This is a genomic window from Natrinema versiforme (assembly GCF_005576615.1).
GTDB lineage: Archaea > Halobacteriota > Halobacteria > Halobacteriales > Natrialbaceae > Natrinema > Natrinema versiforme_A.
The window spans coordinates 3,272,043-3,288,025 of sequence record NZ_CP040330.1; the positions used below are offsets into that span (position 1 = coordinate 3,272,043).

Annotated in this window: 19 protein-coding genes; 10 read left to right on the top strand and 9 right to left on the bottom strand. The window is 67.6% G+C overall.

Going from position 1 to position 15,983, the window contains the following annotated elements; genetic code table 11:
* Positions 1–127: 127 nt before the first annotated feature.
* Positions 128–286 (top strand): DUF7559 family protein, encoded by a 159-nt coding sequence (locus FEJ81_RS23330; protein ID WP_006429056.1) that lies wholly within the window; start codon positions 128–130, stop codon positions 284–286.
* Between the two features lie 205 nt (positions 287–491).
* Positions 492–1,001 (top strand): Hsp20/alpha crystallin family protein, encoded by a 510-nt coding sequence (locus FEJ81_RS16220; protein ID WP_138246270.1) that lies wholly within the window; start codon positions 492–494, stop codon positions 999–1,001.
* Between the two features lie 18 nt (positions 1,002–1,019).
* On the opposite strand, the gene FEJ81_RS16225 is transcribed toward FEJ81_RS16220, so the two are convergent.
* Positions 1,020–2,204, bottom strand: a complete 1,185-nt coding sequence (locus FEJ81_RS16225; RefSeq protein ID WP_138246271.1) for an NAD(P)/FAD-dependent oxidoreductase — start codon at positions 2,202–2,204, stop codon at positions 1,020–1,022.
* Between the two features lie 420 nt (positions 2,205–2,624).
* Positions 2,625–2,918 carry a DUF7521 family protein gene (locus tag FEJ81_RS16230; protein ID WP_138246815.1) on the bottom strand — a complete coding sequence of 98 codons (294 nt, stop codon included), beginning with the start codon at positions 2,916–2,918 and terminating at the stop codon, positions 2,625–2,627.
* Between the two features lie 156 nt (positions 2,919–3,074).
* On the opposite strand from FEJ81_RS16230, the gene FEJ81_RS16235 reads away from it, so the two are divergent.
* Positions 3,075–3,374, top strand: a complete 300-nt coding sequence (locus FEJ81_RS16235) for a CDGSH iron-sulfur domain-containing protein (protein WP_138246272.1) — start codon at positions 3,075–3,077, stop codon at positions 3,372–3,374.
* Positions 3,375–3,390: 16 nt separating this feature from the next.
* Here FEJ81_RS16235 and FEJ81_RS16240 read toward each other — a convergent pair whose 3' ends face one another.
* From FEJ81_RS16240 to FEJ81_RS16250, 3 genes are read right to left on the bottom strand one after another with little or no spacing between them, the layout of a single operon-like run.
* Positions 3,391–5,874, bottom strand: coding sequence for a heavy metal translocating P-type ATPase (locus FEJ81_RS16240; RefSeq protein WP_138246273.1), 2,484 nt, complete (start codon positions 5,872–5,874; stop codon positions 3,391–3,393).
* Between the two features lie 2 nt (positions 5,875–5,876).
* Positions 5,877–6,683: a sulfite exporter TauE/SafE family protein gene (locus FEJ81_RS16245; protein WP_138246274.1), complete on the bottom strand. Its 807-nt coding sequence runs from the start codon at positions 6,681–6,683 to the stop codon at positions 5,877–5,879.
* 26 nt (positions 6,684–6,709) lie between these two features.
* Positions 6,710–6,925 (bottom strand): cytochrome-ba3 oxidase subunit, encoded by a 216-nt coding sequence (locus FEJ81_RS16250; protein WP_138246275.1) that lies wholly within the window; start codon positions 6,923–6,925, stop codon positions 6,710–6,712.
* A gap of 100 nt (positions 6,926–7,025) precedes the next feature.
* Between FEJ81_RS16250 and FEJ81_RS16255 the strand changes: the two genes are divergently transcribed.
* Genes FEJ81_RS16255 through FEJ81_RS16270 form a run of 4 tightly spaced genes read left to right on the top strand, consistent with a single transcriptional unit; the run spans position 7,026 to position 10,013 of the window.
* Entirely contained in the window at positions 7,026–7,262 is a 237-nt protein-coding gene (locus FEJ81_RS16255; RefSeq protein WP_138246276.1) for a hypothetical protein, read from the top strand.
* On the top strand, positions 7,259–8,059 hold the full coding sequence (locus tag FEJ81_RS16260) for a cytochrome c oxidase subunit II (RefSeq protein WP_138246277.1): 801 nt from the start codon (positions 7,259–7,261) through the stop codon (positions 8,057–8,059). The genes FEJ81_RS16255 and FEJ81_RS16260 overlap by 4 nt, the downstream gene beginning before the upstream one ends.
* Complete coding sequence (locus tag FEJ81_RS16265; protein WP_138246278.1) at positions 8,052–9,803, top strand: b(o/a)3-type cytochrome-c oxidase subunit 1; 1,752 nt, start codon at positions 8,052–8,054, stop codon at positions 9,801–9,803. Before FEJ81_RS16260 ends, FEJ81_RS16265 begins: the two co-directional genes overlap by 8 nt.
* Complete coding sequence (locus FEJ81_RS16270; RefSeq protein WP_138246279.1) at positions 9,804–10,013, top strand: CbaC protein; 210 nt, start codon at positions 9,804–9,806, stop codon at positions 10,011–10,013.
* A gap of 61 nt (positions 10,014–10,074) precedes the next feature.
* Here the strand turns inward: FEJ81_RS16270 and FEJ81_RS16275 are convergent, their stop codons facing one another.
* Complete coding sequence (locus FEJ81_RS16275) at positions 10,075–11,130, bottom strand: mannose-1-phosphate guanylyltransferase (RefSeq protein WP_138246280.1); 1,056 nt, start codon at positions 11,128–11,130, stop codon at positions 10,075–10,077.
* Position 11,131: 1 nt separating this feature from the next.
* A complete protein-coding gene (locus FEJ81_RS16280; RefSeq protein WP_138246281.1) occupies positions 11,132–11,443 on the bottom strand; it encodes a DUF7091 family protein in 312 nt (103 codons plus the stop codon).
* A gap of 115 nt (positions 11,444–11,558) precedes the next feature.
* On the opposite strand from FEJ81_RS16280, the gene FEJ81_RS16285 reads away from it, so the two are divergent.
* The 3 genes from FEJ81_RS16285 (at position 11,559) to FEJ81_RS16295 (ending at position 14,201) form a co-directional block, all read left to right on the top strand.
* Positions 11,559–12,449: a dihydrodipicolinate synthase family protein gene (locus FEJ81_RS16285; protein WP_138246282.1), complete on the top strand. Its 891-nt coding sequence runs from the start codon at positions 11,559–11,561 to the stop codon at positions 12,447–12,449.
* Positions 12,450–12,622: 173 nt separating this feature from the next.
* A complete protein-coding gene (locus FEJ81_RS16290) occupies positions 12,623–13,555 on the top strand; it encodes a replication factor A (protein ID WP_138246283.1) in 933 nt (310 codons plus the stop codon).
* A 1-nt stretch (position 13,556) separates the two neighbouring features.
* Positions 13,557–14,201: an RPA family protein gene (locus FEJ81_RS16295; RefSeq protein ID WP_138246284.1), complete on the top strand. Its 645-nt coding sequence runs from the start codon at positions 13,557–13,559 to the stop codon at positions 14,199–14,201.
* A 50-nt stretch (positions 14,202–14,251) separates the two neighbouring features.
* On the opposite strand, the gene FEJ81_RS16300 is transcribed toward FEJ81_RS16295, so the two are convergent.
* Entirely contained in the window at positions 14,252–14,923 is a 672-nt protein-coding gene (locus tag FEJ81_RS16300; RefSeq protein ID WP_138246285.1) for an alpha/beta hydrolase, read from the bottom strand.
* Positions 14,920–15,882 carry a VOC family protein gene (locus tag FEJ81_RS16305; RefSeq protein WP_138246286.1) on the bottom strand — a complete coding sequence of 321 codons (963 nt, stop codon included), beginning with the start codon at positions 15,880–15,882 and terminating at the stop codon, positions 14,920–14,922. Before FEJ81_RS16305 ends, FEJ81_RS16300 begins: the two co-directional genes overlap by 4 nt.
* Positions 15,883–15,983 lie beyond the last annotated feature (101 nt).

The window sequence follows — 15,983 nt, forward strand, 5'->3', positions numbered from 1 at the left end:
GTCATATGGAGGGAAATAACGCGTCCAAACGACCGGTCGGCAGATGCGCGACAGCGGGACGTGGCCGATTCCTGCAGTCGTCGTGGGTGAAGCCAATGTTGATTAGTTCGGCACCCCAAGAGCCGATATGCCGCCGACGGAAGAAATCGTCTGTACCGACGAGGACTGTTTTCTCGACATCTTCGAGAACCATTACACGTACGATGTCCCGGACGATTTCAGCGTCTCGGAGCTGTCGTGTCCGGTCTGTGGGGGGACCGACTGTCTCGAGCGAGTCGAACTCTAACCGGTGGCCGTCCGCGCTCCCATCCCGGCGGGATCGACCCGGAACGGGCGACCTCGTCAGACGTTTCTTTTGAACTCGGCGAAAGGGATATGAACCGGGCTGTCATAACCGTCTGTACGGCCATCTCTGCCATGCACTGTCAAGCCCTTCTCTCGGTTCCCACGATCGCCGCCCGCGTCGCACGCACCGTCCGGGGTGACACCCCGTGACTCTCAAAGATCTCGGCAAATCGGTCGGCAGCGCCCTCTATCGTCAGGTCGGCCGCGCGAACGGTCGCGTCCAGAATCACCGATCGCTCCCCGTCGATATCCTCGAGAACGATACCTCGTATCGCGTCGTCTTCGACGCGCCCGGTGCCGAACCGGACGACGTGCAGGTCCGCTACCTCGAGGGGAACATCAAGATTCGCATCGACCGGTTCCGGCAGTTCCACGAGGGGTACGAGATGCGGTTCCCCGGCCGCGGAATGTCGCTGAACGGCGAAGCCGAACTCCCGACCGACGCCGTCGTCGATCCGGACGCCGGAACGGCTCGACTCAGCGAAACGGGCACGCTGAGCGTCGAACTCCCGAAGGATTCGGCGGTCGACGACACAGATGAGAGCCACGAAGCCGACGCGGCGGACGAACTCGAGGACCTCGCCGACGCCGAGACCGATCCGGAGCTCGGGCAGGGGACGGACGCGGAAACGGAACCGATCTCCATCGACGACTGACTCGAACGGACGGACGCTTCAGTCCCGATCGAGCGCCATCCCCTCGACGACGTCGAACGCCTCGTCGCCGTCGAACCGCATCGGATCGAAGGCGTCGATCCCCGCCCCGCCGAGTATTTCTTCCGCGAGTCGCTCTCCGATCGCCGGCGCACGCATGAAGCCGTGGCCCTGGAATCCGGTCGCGACGTACAGCCCCTCGTCGACCCGCCCGACCAGCGGATCTCGATCCGGCGTCGCCGTACAGAGACCGGCCCACGCCCGCTCGAGGGTCCCCTCTGCGACCCCGGGAACCCGGTGTGCGACCCGCTCGAGGAGGTCGTCGGCGAACGTCGGGTCCGCGTCGCGATCGTACGCGTCGGGATCGGCCTCCCGTTCTTCGGTGCCGTCGCCGGCGAGGAAGCCGTCGGCGTGGGGTCGCAGGTAGAAGTCGCCGCTCGCGTCGTAACACATCGGCTCCGCGAGGTCGCCGTCCGCAACGAGCGCCTGCACGCGGTAGGGTTTCATCGCGAGGGAGATGCCCGCGTCCGCGAGCAGCGCCTTCGTGTGCGCACCGGCGGCCACGAGCACCGCGTCGACCTCGCGGACCTCGCCATCGGGGTGGACGACCCGCGCAGGATCGGTTCGCACCTCGACCGGCGTCTCGGTCTCGAGGGTCGCTCCGGAGCCGGTCGCCGCGGCCGCGAGACAGGCCGTATACGCCGCGGGATCGGTGTAGCCCGCCCCGCCAGCGATGCCCGCGACGGCGATGTCGTCCGTCCGCAACGCGGGGAACCGGTCGGCGAGCGCGTCGGCGTCCATCTCGAAGGCGACGATCTCGTTGTCCTGCATGCGACGCACCTGCTCGCGGATGTCGTCGGCCCGGTCCGCGTCGCCGTCGCGGGCGAGCCAGACGTAGGGGCACTCGACGAACGGGAAGGTCTCGTCGCCCGAGAGCGCGCGGAACCGCTCGATCGCGTCGCCGGCGATTTCGGCGTCGAGCCCGTCCGCGAAGGCGTCGTAGCAGATCCCCGCCGCCCGCCCGGACGCGTCGTTCGCGACGGTGCCGCGGTCGTAGAGGGTCACGTCCGCGCCCTCGCGTGCGAGGTCGTAGGCCGCGGTCGCGCCGACGGCACCCGCGCCGACGACTGCCACCTCGAGGCCGGCACCCCGATCGGTGAAGGCGTCCGCGCCGACGGCCAACTCGGGTTCATCGGTCCCGCTCATGGCCGCTCACTCGCAGGGGTGGTTCCGTGGGGTCGACTCGAAACGCGACCGCTGGGTGTCCTCGCGTCGTCGGGATCGGGTTGCATAGCCCCAACTCGGGACGGGGCCCACTTACCTCTGGGTGATTACGGCGCGAAACGTACCGCCATGGCTCGAGATGAAGAGTCGGGCGACCGGCTATTCGACGAGCGCAGGCGTCGCATCACAGTAGAGACGGGAGGAAGGGGGGGTACGACGGCAGGGACGAGCTCCATGGTTCAGTGCCGCCTTTCCTGCCGTACGCTGATCTATCACGGTCTCATGCATACGACTGTCCCCAAAACGATTTGGGTCAGTGATCGAATCGGACAGCACACTGACTGGTCGGGCGAAGCGGGAGGTAGAGAAATGCAACTGCAATCGAAATCGGGGAGCCACGACTCACGTGACGTACAGCGAGCGCGCGATCACGAGGAAGCCGGCCAGCACCAGCAGGCTCTCGAGCAGGACGCCGGTCATCAACGGCACGGAGAGGAGTTCATACAGCATGCCAGCGAGCACCAGTCCGAGGGTGACGAGGCCGAAGCCGACCGAGAGATAGCCCAGCGCCGGCTGTCGTGTCCGCCGGTAGGCCTTGTACGCGAAGAACGTGATAACGCCGCCGACGATGAGCACAAGCGTTTTGACGATCGCGAGCGCGATCGCGGTCGGCATTACCGCGGCGTAGAACGACATCTCTGTTCTCATTCGGATATTCAAGACCCGAACCAAGAACCTTGCCGTTCCCGGAAACCGTGGTCCGCGTCAGCTATCCCCGCGCGGAATTGAACGTTCCGGTCGTTCGCCCTCGCGAGCGAAGGGTTTTGGAGTCGGCGATCGGAGTGGTGGCAAATGACACGATTGGTCGAACTCGAGGAGACGGGACCGCGTAAACTCGAGCCGTCGGATCTCGACGACGAGAAGGGAGATATCGCGGTCTGTCGGTGCGGGCTCTCGGACTCGTTTCCGTTCTGTGACGGGAGCCATCGGCGGACCCGCGACGAGGACCCGGAGACGACCTACGTCTACGAGGACGGCGAGCGGCGGGTCGTCGAGCGAGTCGCGACCGAGGACGAGTCAGTCGCCGACAGCGGCGGCGACGGCACTGGCGATACCGAACCCACCGATACTGGCGACGGCGGCCTCGAATAGGCGACCCGACCGGCGGTCACCGCATCGAGCGCGAGGAGTTGAGCACGACCAGGAGGCTGCTCGCGGCCATCGCGACGGCGGCGAAGAGCGGGTTCAACAGTCCGGCGACAGCGAGTGGGATCGCGACCGCGTTGTAACAGAACGCCCAGCCGAGGTTCTGGCGGATGCGCCGGTGCGTGCTCGCGGCGACCGCGAGCGTTTCGCCGACCGCCTCGAGGTCGTCGCCGACGATCACCGCGTCGGCCGCGTCGGTCGCGAGCTGGGTTCCGCCGCCCATCGCGATGCCGACATCGGCGGCGGCCAGTGCGGGCGCGTCGTTGCTCCCGTCGCCGACCATTGCGACCGTCCCCCGCGTGCGGAGGCGGTCGACGGTCTCCGCTTTCGCCGCCGGCGGGACGCCCGCGAAGACCTCGTCGACGCCGTCGAGTTCGCGGAATCGCTCGGCGGCCGGCCCCTCGTCGCCGGTGAGGACGACGATCTCGCGGTTCGGCGAAAGCGTCTCGAGCGCCGCGTCGAGTTCCTCGCGTTCCGAATCGCCGACCGCGATGACACCGCGGGTCCGGCCGTCCCAGCCGACTGCGACGGGGATGCGACCGACCGCACGGGCGTCGGCGATCGGGGACTCGAGGGCGTCGGGAACCGACAGCCCGCGAGCGCGACAGAAGTCGGGATGGCCGACGACGACGCGCTCGCCGTCGACGACGCCGCTGACGCCGCGGTCGGCTCGCTCGAACGAATCGACGGCTGTGGAGCCGTCGGCGCCGGCCACGGTACCATCGTCATTTTCGGCCTCGAGACAACCGCCGTCGGCCGCGGCGACGGGCGACGCTTCGACGATGGCGGCGGCGATCGGGTGCTCCGACAGCGATTCGACCGTCCCGGCCCGCCGGAGTAGCTCGTCGGAAGCCGTCCCGTCGACGGCGTGGACATCTTCGACGGCCATTTCCCCGGTCGTCAGCGTTCCCGTCTTGTCCAGCACGACGACGTCGACGTCCGGCGCGTCTTCGAAGATCGTCTCCGCGGCGACGACGATCCCGCGCTTCGCGGCGGCCTGGACGCCCGCGGCGATCGCCAGCGGCGTCGCCAGCCCGAGCGCACAGGGACAGGAGACGATGACGACCGTCAGCCCGATCAGGAGGGCGGTCGACGGGCTCGAGCCGGTCGCGAGCAGGACGGCGGCCGTCCCGACGGCGAGGGCGACGACCAGCGGGACAAACACCGTCGCGAGCTTGTCCGCGAGCCGCTGGACGCCGGGTCGGGCGCTCTGGATCGACCAGAGCAGCGAGACGAGCCGATCGAGCGTGCTCTCGGCCTCGTCGCCGACCGCGAGGACGATCGGCGCGTCGGTGACGACGGTACCGCCGCGGAGGTCGTCGCCGGGGGCCTTCCGGACGGGGAGGGACTCGCCGGTGACCAGCGACTCGTCGATCGCGGCCGAGCCCTCGAGGACCTCGCCGTCGAGGGGGACCCGCTCGCCGGGGCGGACAAGCAGCCGATCGCCGGGGTCGACGGCCTCGAGCGGGACCGTTTCGCCGCTCTCGAGGCAGGCCTCGTCGACCTGTCGTTCGGTCAGTTCCGAGAGCAGCCCCGTGGCGCGGCGCTTGACCGCCCGCTCGTAGTGGGTGCCCGCGGTGACGACGAGGACGACGGCGACGGTGACGTCGAAGTAGAGGTGACTCTCCCCGAGGACGATCGCGACCGCACTGTAGCCGTACGAGCCGAGCGCGGCCGTCGCGACCAGCAGGTCCATGTTCGGCCGGCCCGCCCGGAGGCTGACGGACGCGCCTCGAAGGATCGGATACCCGGTATAGAAGAGGATGAACGACGTGAACGCCCAGATGTTCGCCGACAGGAACGCGAGCTCGTAGCCGTCGAAGGCGACGATTGGCTCGAGATCGAAGTAGGTCGGGTAGAGAAAGAGGACGTACCACACCATGACCATCATCCCGAAGAAGCCGCCGAGCAGCAGCCGAGTGAGCCCGTCGTCGTCCGGGTCGCTGTCGGCGGCCGATCGGTCGGCCGCGGTATAGCCGTAGCCCGAGATGATCTCCGGGAGGTCGTCGGCCGCGAGCCGGTCGGGGTCGTAGACGATCCGGATCGTGTCTGTCGCGTAACTCGCCGTCGCGCCCAGGACGCCCGCCTCGCGCTCGGCGACCGACTCGAGAAAGGCCTCGCAGGTCGAACAGTGCATCCCGTCGACCGCGAGGAAGGCGTCCTCGCCGTCGAGATCGTCGAGGTCGCGGCCCGCTGTCGCGTCTGCCCCGTCTAGCCGGGATCGAACCGCCGCCTCGTCGGGGCCGTCGTCGCGTTGCTCGAGGGTTCGCGCGACCTCGAGACAGCCCCGACAGCAGTAGGTGCCGTCGACGGCCGGATCGGTGAGCGGCTCCGCGGGAGTCGGCAGGTCACAGAGGTCGCAGCCGTCGCTCCCGTCGGCCGGCGACGGCGAGGCGGGCGTCTGCGCGCGTTCGGACGATTCTGGGTTCCGTGAGTCTGAGCACATCGTTAGAACGGTGGTGCGAACGGCAGCGGCGGGTGAGGCAGGTGGATTCCGTACAGCATCAGTCCGTGCGAGAGCGGGACGTAGCCGAGGACGACGAAGCCGACGCCGAGCCCGCGGTGAAGGCGGACGCGGGTCCTCGACTCGAGGGCAGTCAGGACGGTGCCGTAGGCGAACAGCGTCGGAATCGTCCCGAGCCCGAGGACGGCGAGCGAGAGGGCCCCGCGGGTCGGCGAGCCGACCGCGAACGCGTAGAGGTACGCCGGGTAGATGATGGGACACGGCATGAATCCGTGGACCGCGCCGAGGGCGGCGATCCCCAGCGAGGTCGCGAGTCGGTCGATCCGACTCGAGAGCAGCCCCGAGAGCCGCCGGAACAGCGTCCCGAGGACGGGAAGATCGTGGCCGGGGACGGCCGTGCGCCCGCGGATGTAGTAGAGCCCGCTCGCGATGATGGCGATCCCGACGAGGATTCCCGTCGCACCCCGGACGGAGTCGCCGACCGCGGCGACGGCCTCGCTCGAGGCGACCGTCGCCGCGCCGAGGAGTCCGAAGCAGCCGCCGATCGTCGCGTAGCTCGCCGTCCGGCCGAGGTTGAACAGCGCGTGCTGGCGCACCTCGTAGCCGGTGAGCGTGTCGTCCCGGCGCTTGTCGCTGGCGGTGCCGATCCGGTCGGCGTAGGCCGTCACCAGCGGCCCACACATTCCGAGACAGTGGGCGCCGGCGAGCAGGCCGACGACGAAGAGGACGACCAGGTCCGCGTGCTCGAGTCCGAGCCCCGGCCCGGCGCTCGCGAGTGCTATGAGCGTCATCTACAGCTGTCGTCCGGCCATCGACATCACCTGGCGGCTCCGTTATCGGTCGCGGAGTGAGCGCCGTGTGATCCCTCGACCGGCGACATCGCGAGGTATAACGAGCCGATGATCACCGCGACGTTGACCGCGCTGACGAGGCCGGCGAGTCCGGAGTTCGTGACTCCGTAGACGAGCACCGGCACGACCGCGAGTAGTCCGACGGCTGCCGCATACCGCGGTGTGACTGTCTCGAGGGTCATAGCCGTTTCTGGGGCGGTCAACGGGTTAATACCTCGAGAAGTTCCCATCGCTCTGGAATTACGAGCGGTCGTAAGTGCTCACCCTTCCCTACCAACCCGTATGAGTTCGGCGACAGAACAACGGACGGCCGATCAGGCCGCCGAAAGCGACTCCGGCGAGACCGGGGCGATTCGCACGATCGGGCACGACGAGTTCGATCCGATCGGGACGGCGATCCTGATCGCGCTCTACTTCCTCATACTGGTACTGCTCTGGCTGTTCATGTACTTCGTCGAGTTCCTCGGCAACGGCCCGACCGTCGTCGGGGTGATCCTGACGGTGGTGGGACTGGCATGAACATCCACACCTACGAAAAGATCTGGCTGGGCGCCGCGATGGTGTTGATCGTCGGCTTCATCGCGACGATCACTTACGGCGCGGTCGGCCCCGGAATCGCGATGGTCGACGACGACGGCGGGGACATCACGCCGAGCGAGATCAATGACGACGAACGCTTCGCCGAGCCCGGCGTCGAACACGTCGGCGGCAACGAGTACGAAGTCGCCGTCGTCGCGCAGGCGTGGTCGTACAGCCCGGACCAAATCGAGGTGCCATCGAACAGCGAAGTGACGTTCTACGTGACGAGTCGGGACGTGACACACAGCTTCTCGGTCGTCGGAACGAACGTCAACACGATGGTCATCCCCGGACAGGTCTCGGAGATGACCGTTCGGTTCGACGACCCGGGCGAGTACGGCATCCTCTGTAACGAGTACTGCGGGGAACGCCACCACACGATGGAAGGGCTCCTGACCGTCGTTCCGGAAGACGAGTTCGACCTGACCGAACTGGACGTCGAGGCCCCCGACGAGGTCGAGGCGGGCAACGAGACGACGATCAACGCGACCGTCAGCGACGGGATGCAGACCGACCTCGAGACGACCGTGACCCTCGAGATCGGCGACCAGCAGTACGACGAAGACGTCACGATCGAGGGCGCCGGCAGCGAATCCGTCGAGTTCGCGGTCGACACCGACGAACTCGGCGCGGGCGACCACGACTGGACGGTGTCCGTCGAGGACGAGGAAGAGAGCGACACGCTCACCGTCGTGGACGGCAACGGCGGCTCCGACGGAGGTGACGGCGATGCGTAACGCCTACATCGACCAGTTCCCCGCGGAAGCGAAGGTGATCACGGCCGCGTTCTGGAGTTCGTTCCTCGCGCTGGCCATCGGCGGCACGCTCGGGCTCGTCCAGGCGCTCCACCGGACGGACGTCGTCCGATTCATCGACTCGGCGGACTACTACACCGTGTTGACCGCCCACGGCGTCCTGCTGGCGATCACGTTCACGATCTTCTTCCTCGTGGGCATCTTCACCTGGGCGGTGACGACAAGCCTCGAGCGGGGCGTCGTCGACACCCGCTTTACCTGGTCGTGGTACGCCATGATGGTCGTCGGCACGGTGCTGGTCGGCGTCACGATCTTCGCCGGCTTCCTCGAGGACGCGCCGGAGATCCTCGGCGCGCCGCTGAACGCGGACGTCCTCTTTACGTTCTACGCGCCGCTGGAAGCGCACCCCTTCTTCTATATCGGACTGGTGCTGTTCGTCGTCGGCTCCTGGCTGGCCGGCGTCGACTGGTTCAGGACGTGGTTCGCCTGGCGTGAGGACAACCCCGACGAGCGGATCCCGCTCCCGACGTTCATGGTGCTGACGACGACGCTGTTCTGGTACATCTGTACGTTCGGCGTCGCCCTGTCGATCCTCGTCTTCCTGCTGCCGTGGTCGCTGGGACTCGTTGACTCGGTCAACCCGCTGCTGACCCGGACGCTGTTCTGGTACTTCGGCCACGCCGTCGTCTACTTCTGGCTGATGCCGACGTACATCATGTGGTACATCATGCTGCCGAAGTTCTCCGGCGGGAAGCTGTTCAGCGACCCGCTCGCGCGCGTCGTCTTCGTGCTGTTCCTGTTGCTCTCGACGCCGCTCGGCATCCACCACCAGTATCTGGACCCCGGCATCGCTGAGGGGTACAAGTTCATCGCGATGACGAACACGATGTTCCTGCTGCTGCCCAGCCTGCTGACCGCCTTTACCGTCGTCGCGAGCATGGAACACGGCGCGCGCCAGCGCGGCGGGAAGGGCTATCTCGGCTGGCTCAAAGCCCTGCCGTGGCGCGATCCGGTCTTTACCGGTATGGCGCTCGCGGGCCTGATGTTCGCCGCGGCCGGCTTCTCCGGCATGATCAACGCGGGGATGAACATCAACTACCTCGTCCACAACACCTGGTGGGTCGTCGGTCACTTCCACCTGACTGTCGGCACCGCCGTCGCGCTGACGTTCATGGCGGCGGCCTACTGGTTCATCCCGCAGGTAACCGGCAAGCGGCTGTGGAACCGCTCCGTCGCGCTGGGACAGGTCCTGCTCTGGTTCGTCGGCATGACGTTCATGTCGAACGCGATGCACCGTTCGGGACTGTTCGGGATGCCCCGCCGGACCGCCGAGCCACAGTACCAGAACTTCTCGTTCGAGCCGGCCGCCGGGACCGTCGGCGAGATCAACGCGCAGGTCGCCCTCGGTGCCGTGATCCTGACCGTCTCGCTGGCCCTGTTCCTCCTGAACATGGTTCTGACATCGTTCAACGGGACCAGCGACGCGATCCCGGACAACACCTACGCCGGAACGCTCTCGGGGGCCGAGGACGCGCCGGAAATCCTCGACAACCTCAAACTCTGGACCGCCATCGCCACCGTCCTCGTGATCTTCGCCTACACGCTCCCGCTCGCCAGTATCATCGACTCCGGCGGCGTGTTCGGCCCGGGCATCGACGGCTTCAAATTGACCATCGGGACCGACCCCGCGCTCCTCCTCGAGTCCGTCCGGGAGGTGCTGCCGTAGATGCGCATCTCGCCGGGTGCGCTGCTGGTCGTCGTGGCCGTCCTCGTGCCGTTCGTCGTCGAGTTCCGGACGGCGCTCTCGTGGTTCGGGGTCGAACTCTCGGTCCTCGAGTCGGTCGCCCTCGCCGGTGTGTTCGTCCTCGGACTGCTGGTCTGGGCGATGTGGCCCCAGAACGGGGGCGACGAAATGGGATCGGCTGACTCGAACTAACGGGCGAGAGCGTCCGCTCACGTTCTTTTGGGCGGATATCCGACGGGTACCCGCAGCCTTCTCAGAACAGGTCGCGCTCGCGCAGTCGAGCGACCGCGTCGCGGACCCGCTGTGAGGAGTCCCGCGGCGCGACGAGGATTCGGTCGTCGTACGCGGCCACGATCAGGTCCTCCACCTCGAGCAGCGAGACGTGAGCGTCGGGAGCAGCGACGACGTTGTTCGCGGCGTCGATCGGGAGGATATCCCCCGCGACGGCGTCGTTGGCCGCGGCTCCCGCGTCGTCGGCATCGGCGGCGGCCTCGAGGGTTCGGCCGACGGCGTCCCACGTTCCGAGGTCGTCCCACGCGACCGACAGCGGGGTGACGAAGACGTCGGCGGCGCGCTCCATGATCGCGTAATCCACGCTAACGGGGTCGACCGCGTCGAAGCCGCGGTCCGGGTCGTCGTCCTCGAGCGCCGCGACCAACGGGGAAAGCGGCGAGTCCCGGGCCGCGTGCAACAGCGCGCCGGGCGTCCACGCGAAGACGCCGGCGTTCCAGTACGCGCCGGACTCGACGAGTCGCGCCGCCGCCTCGCGGTCGGGTTTCTCAGTGAAGCGATCGACCGCGGCGTAGTCAGCGCCGCCGGAGCCGCCGTCGAAATCGCTTCTCGAGGGAACGACGTAGCCGTAGCCCGTCGAGGGCCGCGTCGGCTCGACGCCCAGCGTGATCAGCCCGTCCGTTTCGACCGCGATTTCGGCGGCTCGCTCGAGCCGCGTCGCGAACGCCGCCTCGTCGTCGACGTGGTGGTCGCTGGGGAGACAGACCAACACCGGCTCCCGATCGAACCGTTCGCGGAGCCGCCACGCGGCGTAGACCAGCGCCGGGCCGGTGTCCTTTCCGTCGGGTTCGACCAGCACGCCCGCTTCGGGCGCGTGATCGTGGATTTCGTCGGCGAAGGAGTCTCGAGTGAGCACGTAGCGCTCGTCGGCGAAGGCCGTTCGGTCCATCGTCCGGGAGAGCAGCGAACGCTCGCCGCCGAGCGCGAGAAACTGTTTCGGGCGGTCGCCCCGGCTCGCGGGATAGAGTCGGCTGCCGGTGCCGCCGGCCAGGACACAGGCGATGACGGGCCGATCCATCTTACCAGGTCTCGATGCGCCCTTCGCGGACGTCCTCCGCACAGCCTTCGCAGTCGGGATGGCCCGCCTCGTAACAGGCCGGCCGGTACTCCTCGTCGAGTTTCGCCGCGCGCTGCTCGGCGTAGCGCCGGCAGACGATCTTCGCCCGGCCCGCCTCGTCCGAGGGCAGTCCGCGGGCGTTCTTCGCGACTTCGTACGAATCGCGGGCCTCCCCGAGTTGCTCGTCGGTCGATCTGCGGAGCTCTTCGAACTGCTCGCCCGCCTCCTGCAGCGTCGAACGGAGGAACCGCTCGAGTTGACGCCGGTCCGCCATTGGGCCATCGTTCGCCCGCCGGACACATATACTGTTGGCCGTGGCCGGTCGTGCGATTCGCCGAGCGGATGACAACGATGACAACGGTTTTGGCCAGATAGCCGAATTCACAGATATGGCTATCCACGATTCGCTTCGAGGGATCACTTGTCCGCTGGTGACGCCGTTCGACGACGGCGCGATCGACGAAGACGCACTGGGCGACCTGCTCGACCACCTCCACGAGGGCGGTATCGACGCGGTCTTCCCCTGCGGAACGACCGGCGAGTTCCCGTCGCTGACGGCCGACGAGCAACACCGCGTTCTCGAGACGACCGTCGAGCACGCCGAGGTGCCGGTCGTCGCGGGGGCCGCGGCGACGAGCGTCGCCGACACGGTCGCGGCGATCGACCGCGCCGCCGAAGCCGGTGCCGACGCGGCCGCGATCGTCGCGCCCTACTTCATCGCCGCGAACGCGCCCGAGGGGAACCAGCGGTTCTTCGAGGCCGTCCTCGAGGACGCGTCGCTGCCCCTCCTGCTGTACAACATCCCGCAGTGTACGGGCCAGCGAATCGAGCCCGAGACCGTCGCCGCCGTCGCGGACCACGAGCGAGCGCTCGGGATCAAGGACTCGAGCGGCGACCTCGCGTACTTCCTGTCGGTGCTCGAGGGGACGCCCGAGGAGTTCCTCTGTCTGCAGGGGTACGACGCCCTGCTGGTGCCCGCGCTGCGGATGGGTGCCGACGGCGGGGTCAACGCGCTGTCGAACGTCGTTCCCGAGATCATGGGAGAGGCGTTCGAGCGAGCCGACGACGAGCGCGGCCGGGAGCTACAGCGCGATGCGATCTCGCGCCTCTTCGAGGCGTGTACGACCCACGGCTTCGCCCCGGCGGCCAAGACCGCGCTGGCCGAACGCGGCGTCATCCCCGGCGACGACGTTCGGCCGCCGCTCGTCGCCGTCGACGACGCGGGCACCGAGACGATCGGCGACGCGCTCGAGGCCGCGCTGGCGGTCGGCGAGCAGTAGGAACGGATTGCCACGACTGCGCCCCAATACTGTCGTCCTGAATCGGCCCGTCGACGCCGTCCGTCGGTTTCTTCCGCCGACGTTCACTTTCACTCCGGTCCCCGTAATTTAAATACTATCGGGCGCGAACGGACGTATGCCTCCCAGTGAAACCAAAGAGGAGGCGAGACACAATGAGCGACGTACGACAACACGCGGACGATATCCACGAGCAGTTTTCGGATCACCTCGACGACGTGAGCGTCGAGGACGTCGAGGAGCGCCTAACCACGCTCGTCGACGAATACAAAGTACCGATCGACGAGGCGCGCCGGAGCGTCACCAACCACTACCTCGAGGAGGCCGGCCTCGAGCGCGAGGACATCTCGAGCGGTGACAGCGAGGCGGCCAACGTCGAGGACGTCGACGAACCCGAGGAGTGGATCGACCTCACCGCGAAGGTCATCGAACTCTGGGATCCCCGCAGCGACTCGGTCGCACAGGTCGGTCTGCTGGGCGACCCGACGGGGACGATCAAGTTCACCAAGTGGGCCAAATCCGATCTCCCCGCGCTCGAGGAAGGCGGGGTCTACGAGCTTCGCAACGTCGTCACCGACGAGTATCAGGGCCGGTACTCGGTCAAACTCAACTCGACGACGGTGATCGAGGAACTCGACGAGGACCTCGAAGTCGGCAACGACACCAGCGAGATCGAGGGCGCACTGGTCGACATGCAGAGCGGCAGCGGGCTGATCAAGCGCTGTCCGGAGGAGGGCTGTACCCGCGTCCTCCAGAACGGCCGCTGTAACGAACACGGCGAGGGCGAGGGGGAATTCGACCTCCGCATCAAGGCCGTCGTCGACGACGGCATCGACGCCCACGAGGTCATCTTCGACAAGGACGCCACCGAGGAGCTGACCGGGCTGAGCCTCGAGGAAGCGAAGGACATGGCGATGGACGCGCTCGATACGACCGTCGTCGCCGACGAGATCGCCGAGGACATTATCGGCACCTACTACCGCATCGAGGGGCCGACGTTCGGCCGCTACGTGCTGGCCGACGACGTCGAAGAACTCGACGGGCCAGCGGATCCGGAGGAACTGCTGATCAAAGCGAGGTCGATGTGAAATGAGCCAGTCAGAACTCACCCGCGAAGTCGCCCGCCGCGTCTTCGCATCCGAATTCAACGATTCGACGTATACCTTCAAAGAGAGCGACGACGAGCGCGCACCCAACTACGCGCTGCTCCCGACCGGCGACCGCGCCAACCGCGTGTTCGTCGCCGGCACCCTCACCGAAACCGAAGACGTCGGCGACGACAGCGAGTACTGGCGCGGCCGGGTCGTCGACCCGACCGGGACGTTCTTCGTCTACGCCGGCCAGTACCAGCCCGAGGCCGCCTCGGTCCTGCGGGACACGGAACCGCCGGCCTACGTCTCCATCGTCGGCAAACCCCGCACCTACGAGACCGACGACGGCACCGTCAACGTCTCCCTGCGACCCGAGTCCATCGCGGTCGTCGACGACGCCACCCGCGACCGCTGGGTCGTCGAAACCGCCGAGCAAACGCTCGACCGCATCGAGGCCTTCGAGGAGTGGGAAGCGGAACAGGAAGCGCCCGAAAGCGGCTCGACCGCACCGACGAACGAATACGCCGAGATGGCCCGCGAGCGCTACGACTCGCCCGTCGTCAACTACCGCAACGACGTGATTCAGGCGCTCGAGAGCCTCGAGACCGTCGAGGAGAGCGACGACGCGGAAGCGACGGTCTGAGGCACGAGCCACCGGCCGTTCTCTTTGTTTTCGAACCGTGAGCGTGGAGTCTATAGCAGGGCCTCGAGCATCGCGCCGATCGCGTCGAACTCGTCGTCGGTGACCTCGTGGCCCGTCTCGGGATAGCGCCGCTCGTCGACTGCGGCATCCGCTCGCTCGAAGACGCGGACCGTCTCGGCGACCCGCTCGCGGTCGACGTGCGGATCGTCCGCACCGTAGCCGACGAGGACTGGCGTCCCCTCGAGCGAGCCGTCGATCGCGGTCGAACGGAGTTCCTCGGTCAATCCGGGAAGCAGCCCCGAGAGGGCGGCGAGACCGCCGTAGCGGGCCGGACTGCGTCGGACGAACTCCGCGGCGACGCAGGCACCCTGTGAGAAGCCCGCGATGACGGTCCGCTCGGGCGGAATATCGATCGTGCGCGCTTGCTCGAGTGCGGCCGAAACGCAGTCGACGCTCGAGGTGAGCCACGGTTCGTTGTCGGTCCGCGGTGCGGTCGACGGCTTCGGATACCAGCGGCTTCGCTCCGCGTGGGGCGCGAGGACGGCGACGCCGTGTTGCGCGACCGGTTTCATGAGGTTGATGACGCCCTGTGCGGTCGCGCCGCGGCCGTGACAACAGACGAGCGCAGCCTCCGCGGCGAGTGCGGGCGCACCGGCGGTGAGCAGCGGTCGGCCGGCGTGGGGTCCCGAGACGGCGTCCATCGAGTGGTTCGAGTCCGTCATGGCGTGTCGTCGTCACCGCCGCCCGTCGGAACCGTCAGCGCCGGCAACTGACTTTCGATCAGGTCGCGATCTCGTTCGAACCAGTCGGGGAGATAGAGCGACTCGCCGGGTTCGGCCGTTCCCTCGCTTGCCGCGACGCCGCCGGTCTCGGTCGCCAGTTCGAAGAGAATCCCGCCCGGCTCGCGGACGTACAGCGAGTGGAAGAAGTGCCGGTCTTTGACCCGGGAGACGTCGTAGCCGCGGTCGTCGAAGAGTTCCCGCCACTCGTGGAGGTCGTCCTCGCGTTCGACGCGGACCGCGACGTGGTGGAGCGTCCCCGTCCCTTCGCGGCCGAATCCGGCGTCGCGGTCGAGCACGTCTACGACGGTCGCTCGCGATCCGGACGCGCGATACCGGATTCGGTCGCCCTCTTCCGCGTCGTGCTCGAACCCAAGCGTCTCGAGCGTCCCCGCGGTCGCGTAGGGGTTGACCGACAGGGTGGAAACACCGTGAAGGCCACAGAGTGCGCGGTCCGCCGGGACGGGGCCGGCGGTCCACGGTTCGATATCGGTCGGCACCGGCGGGCCGGCCACGAGTTCGACGCGGGTGCCTGCGGGGTCCTCGAACCGCAGTACCCGCTCGTCGAATCGCTCGAGCGGCCCCTCGGTCGTAACGTCGTGATCCGCGAGTCGGGTGTCCCAGTACGCGAGCGACTCGGCCGGGACGACGAACGAGACCGATTCGATCTGGGGCTTGCCGGGTCGGCCGGGATCGCCGTGGGGGTCCGGGAAGTGTGTCAGGACCGTCCCCGGCGTCCCGGAGGCGTCGCCGAAATAGAGGTGATGTTGCAGGATATCCTCGAAGTTGACCGTCTGCGTGACGAGTCGAACGCCGAGGACGCCGCTGTAGAAGTCGATCGCCTCCTGTGGATCCCCGACGATCCCCGTCACGTGGTGAAGTCCCGGCGTGTCGGACAGCATTAGCCGTCAATTGGGCCTCGAGATGGATAGCCTGCCGGGTCGAGCGCCGAGTCGATTCGACCGGGATCCGCAGCCCGCGCCTCGCCGATCGAATCCCCCCG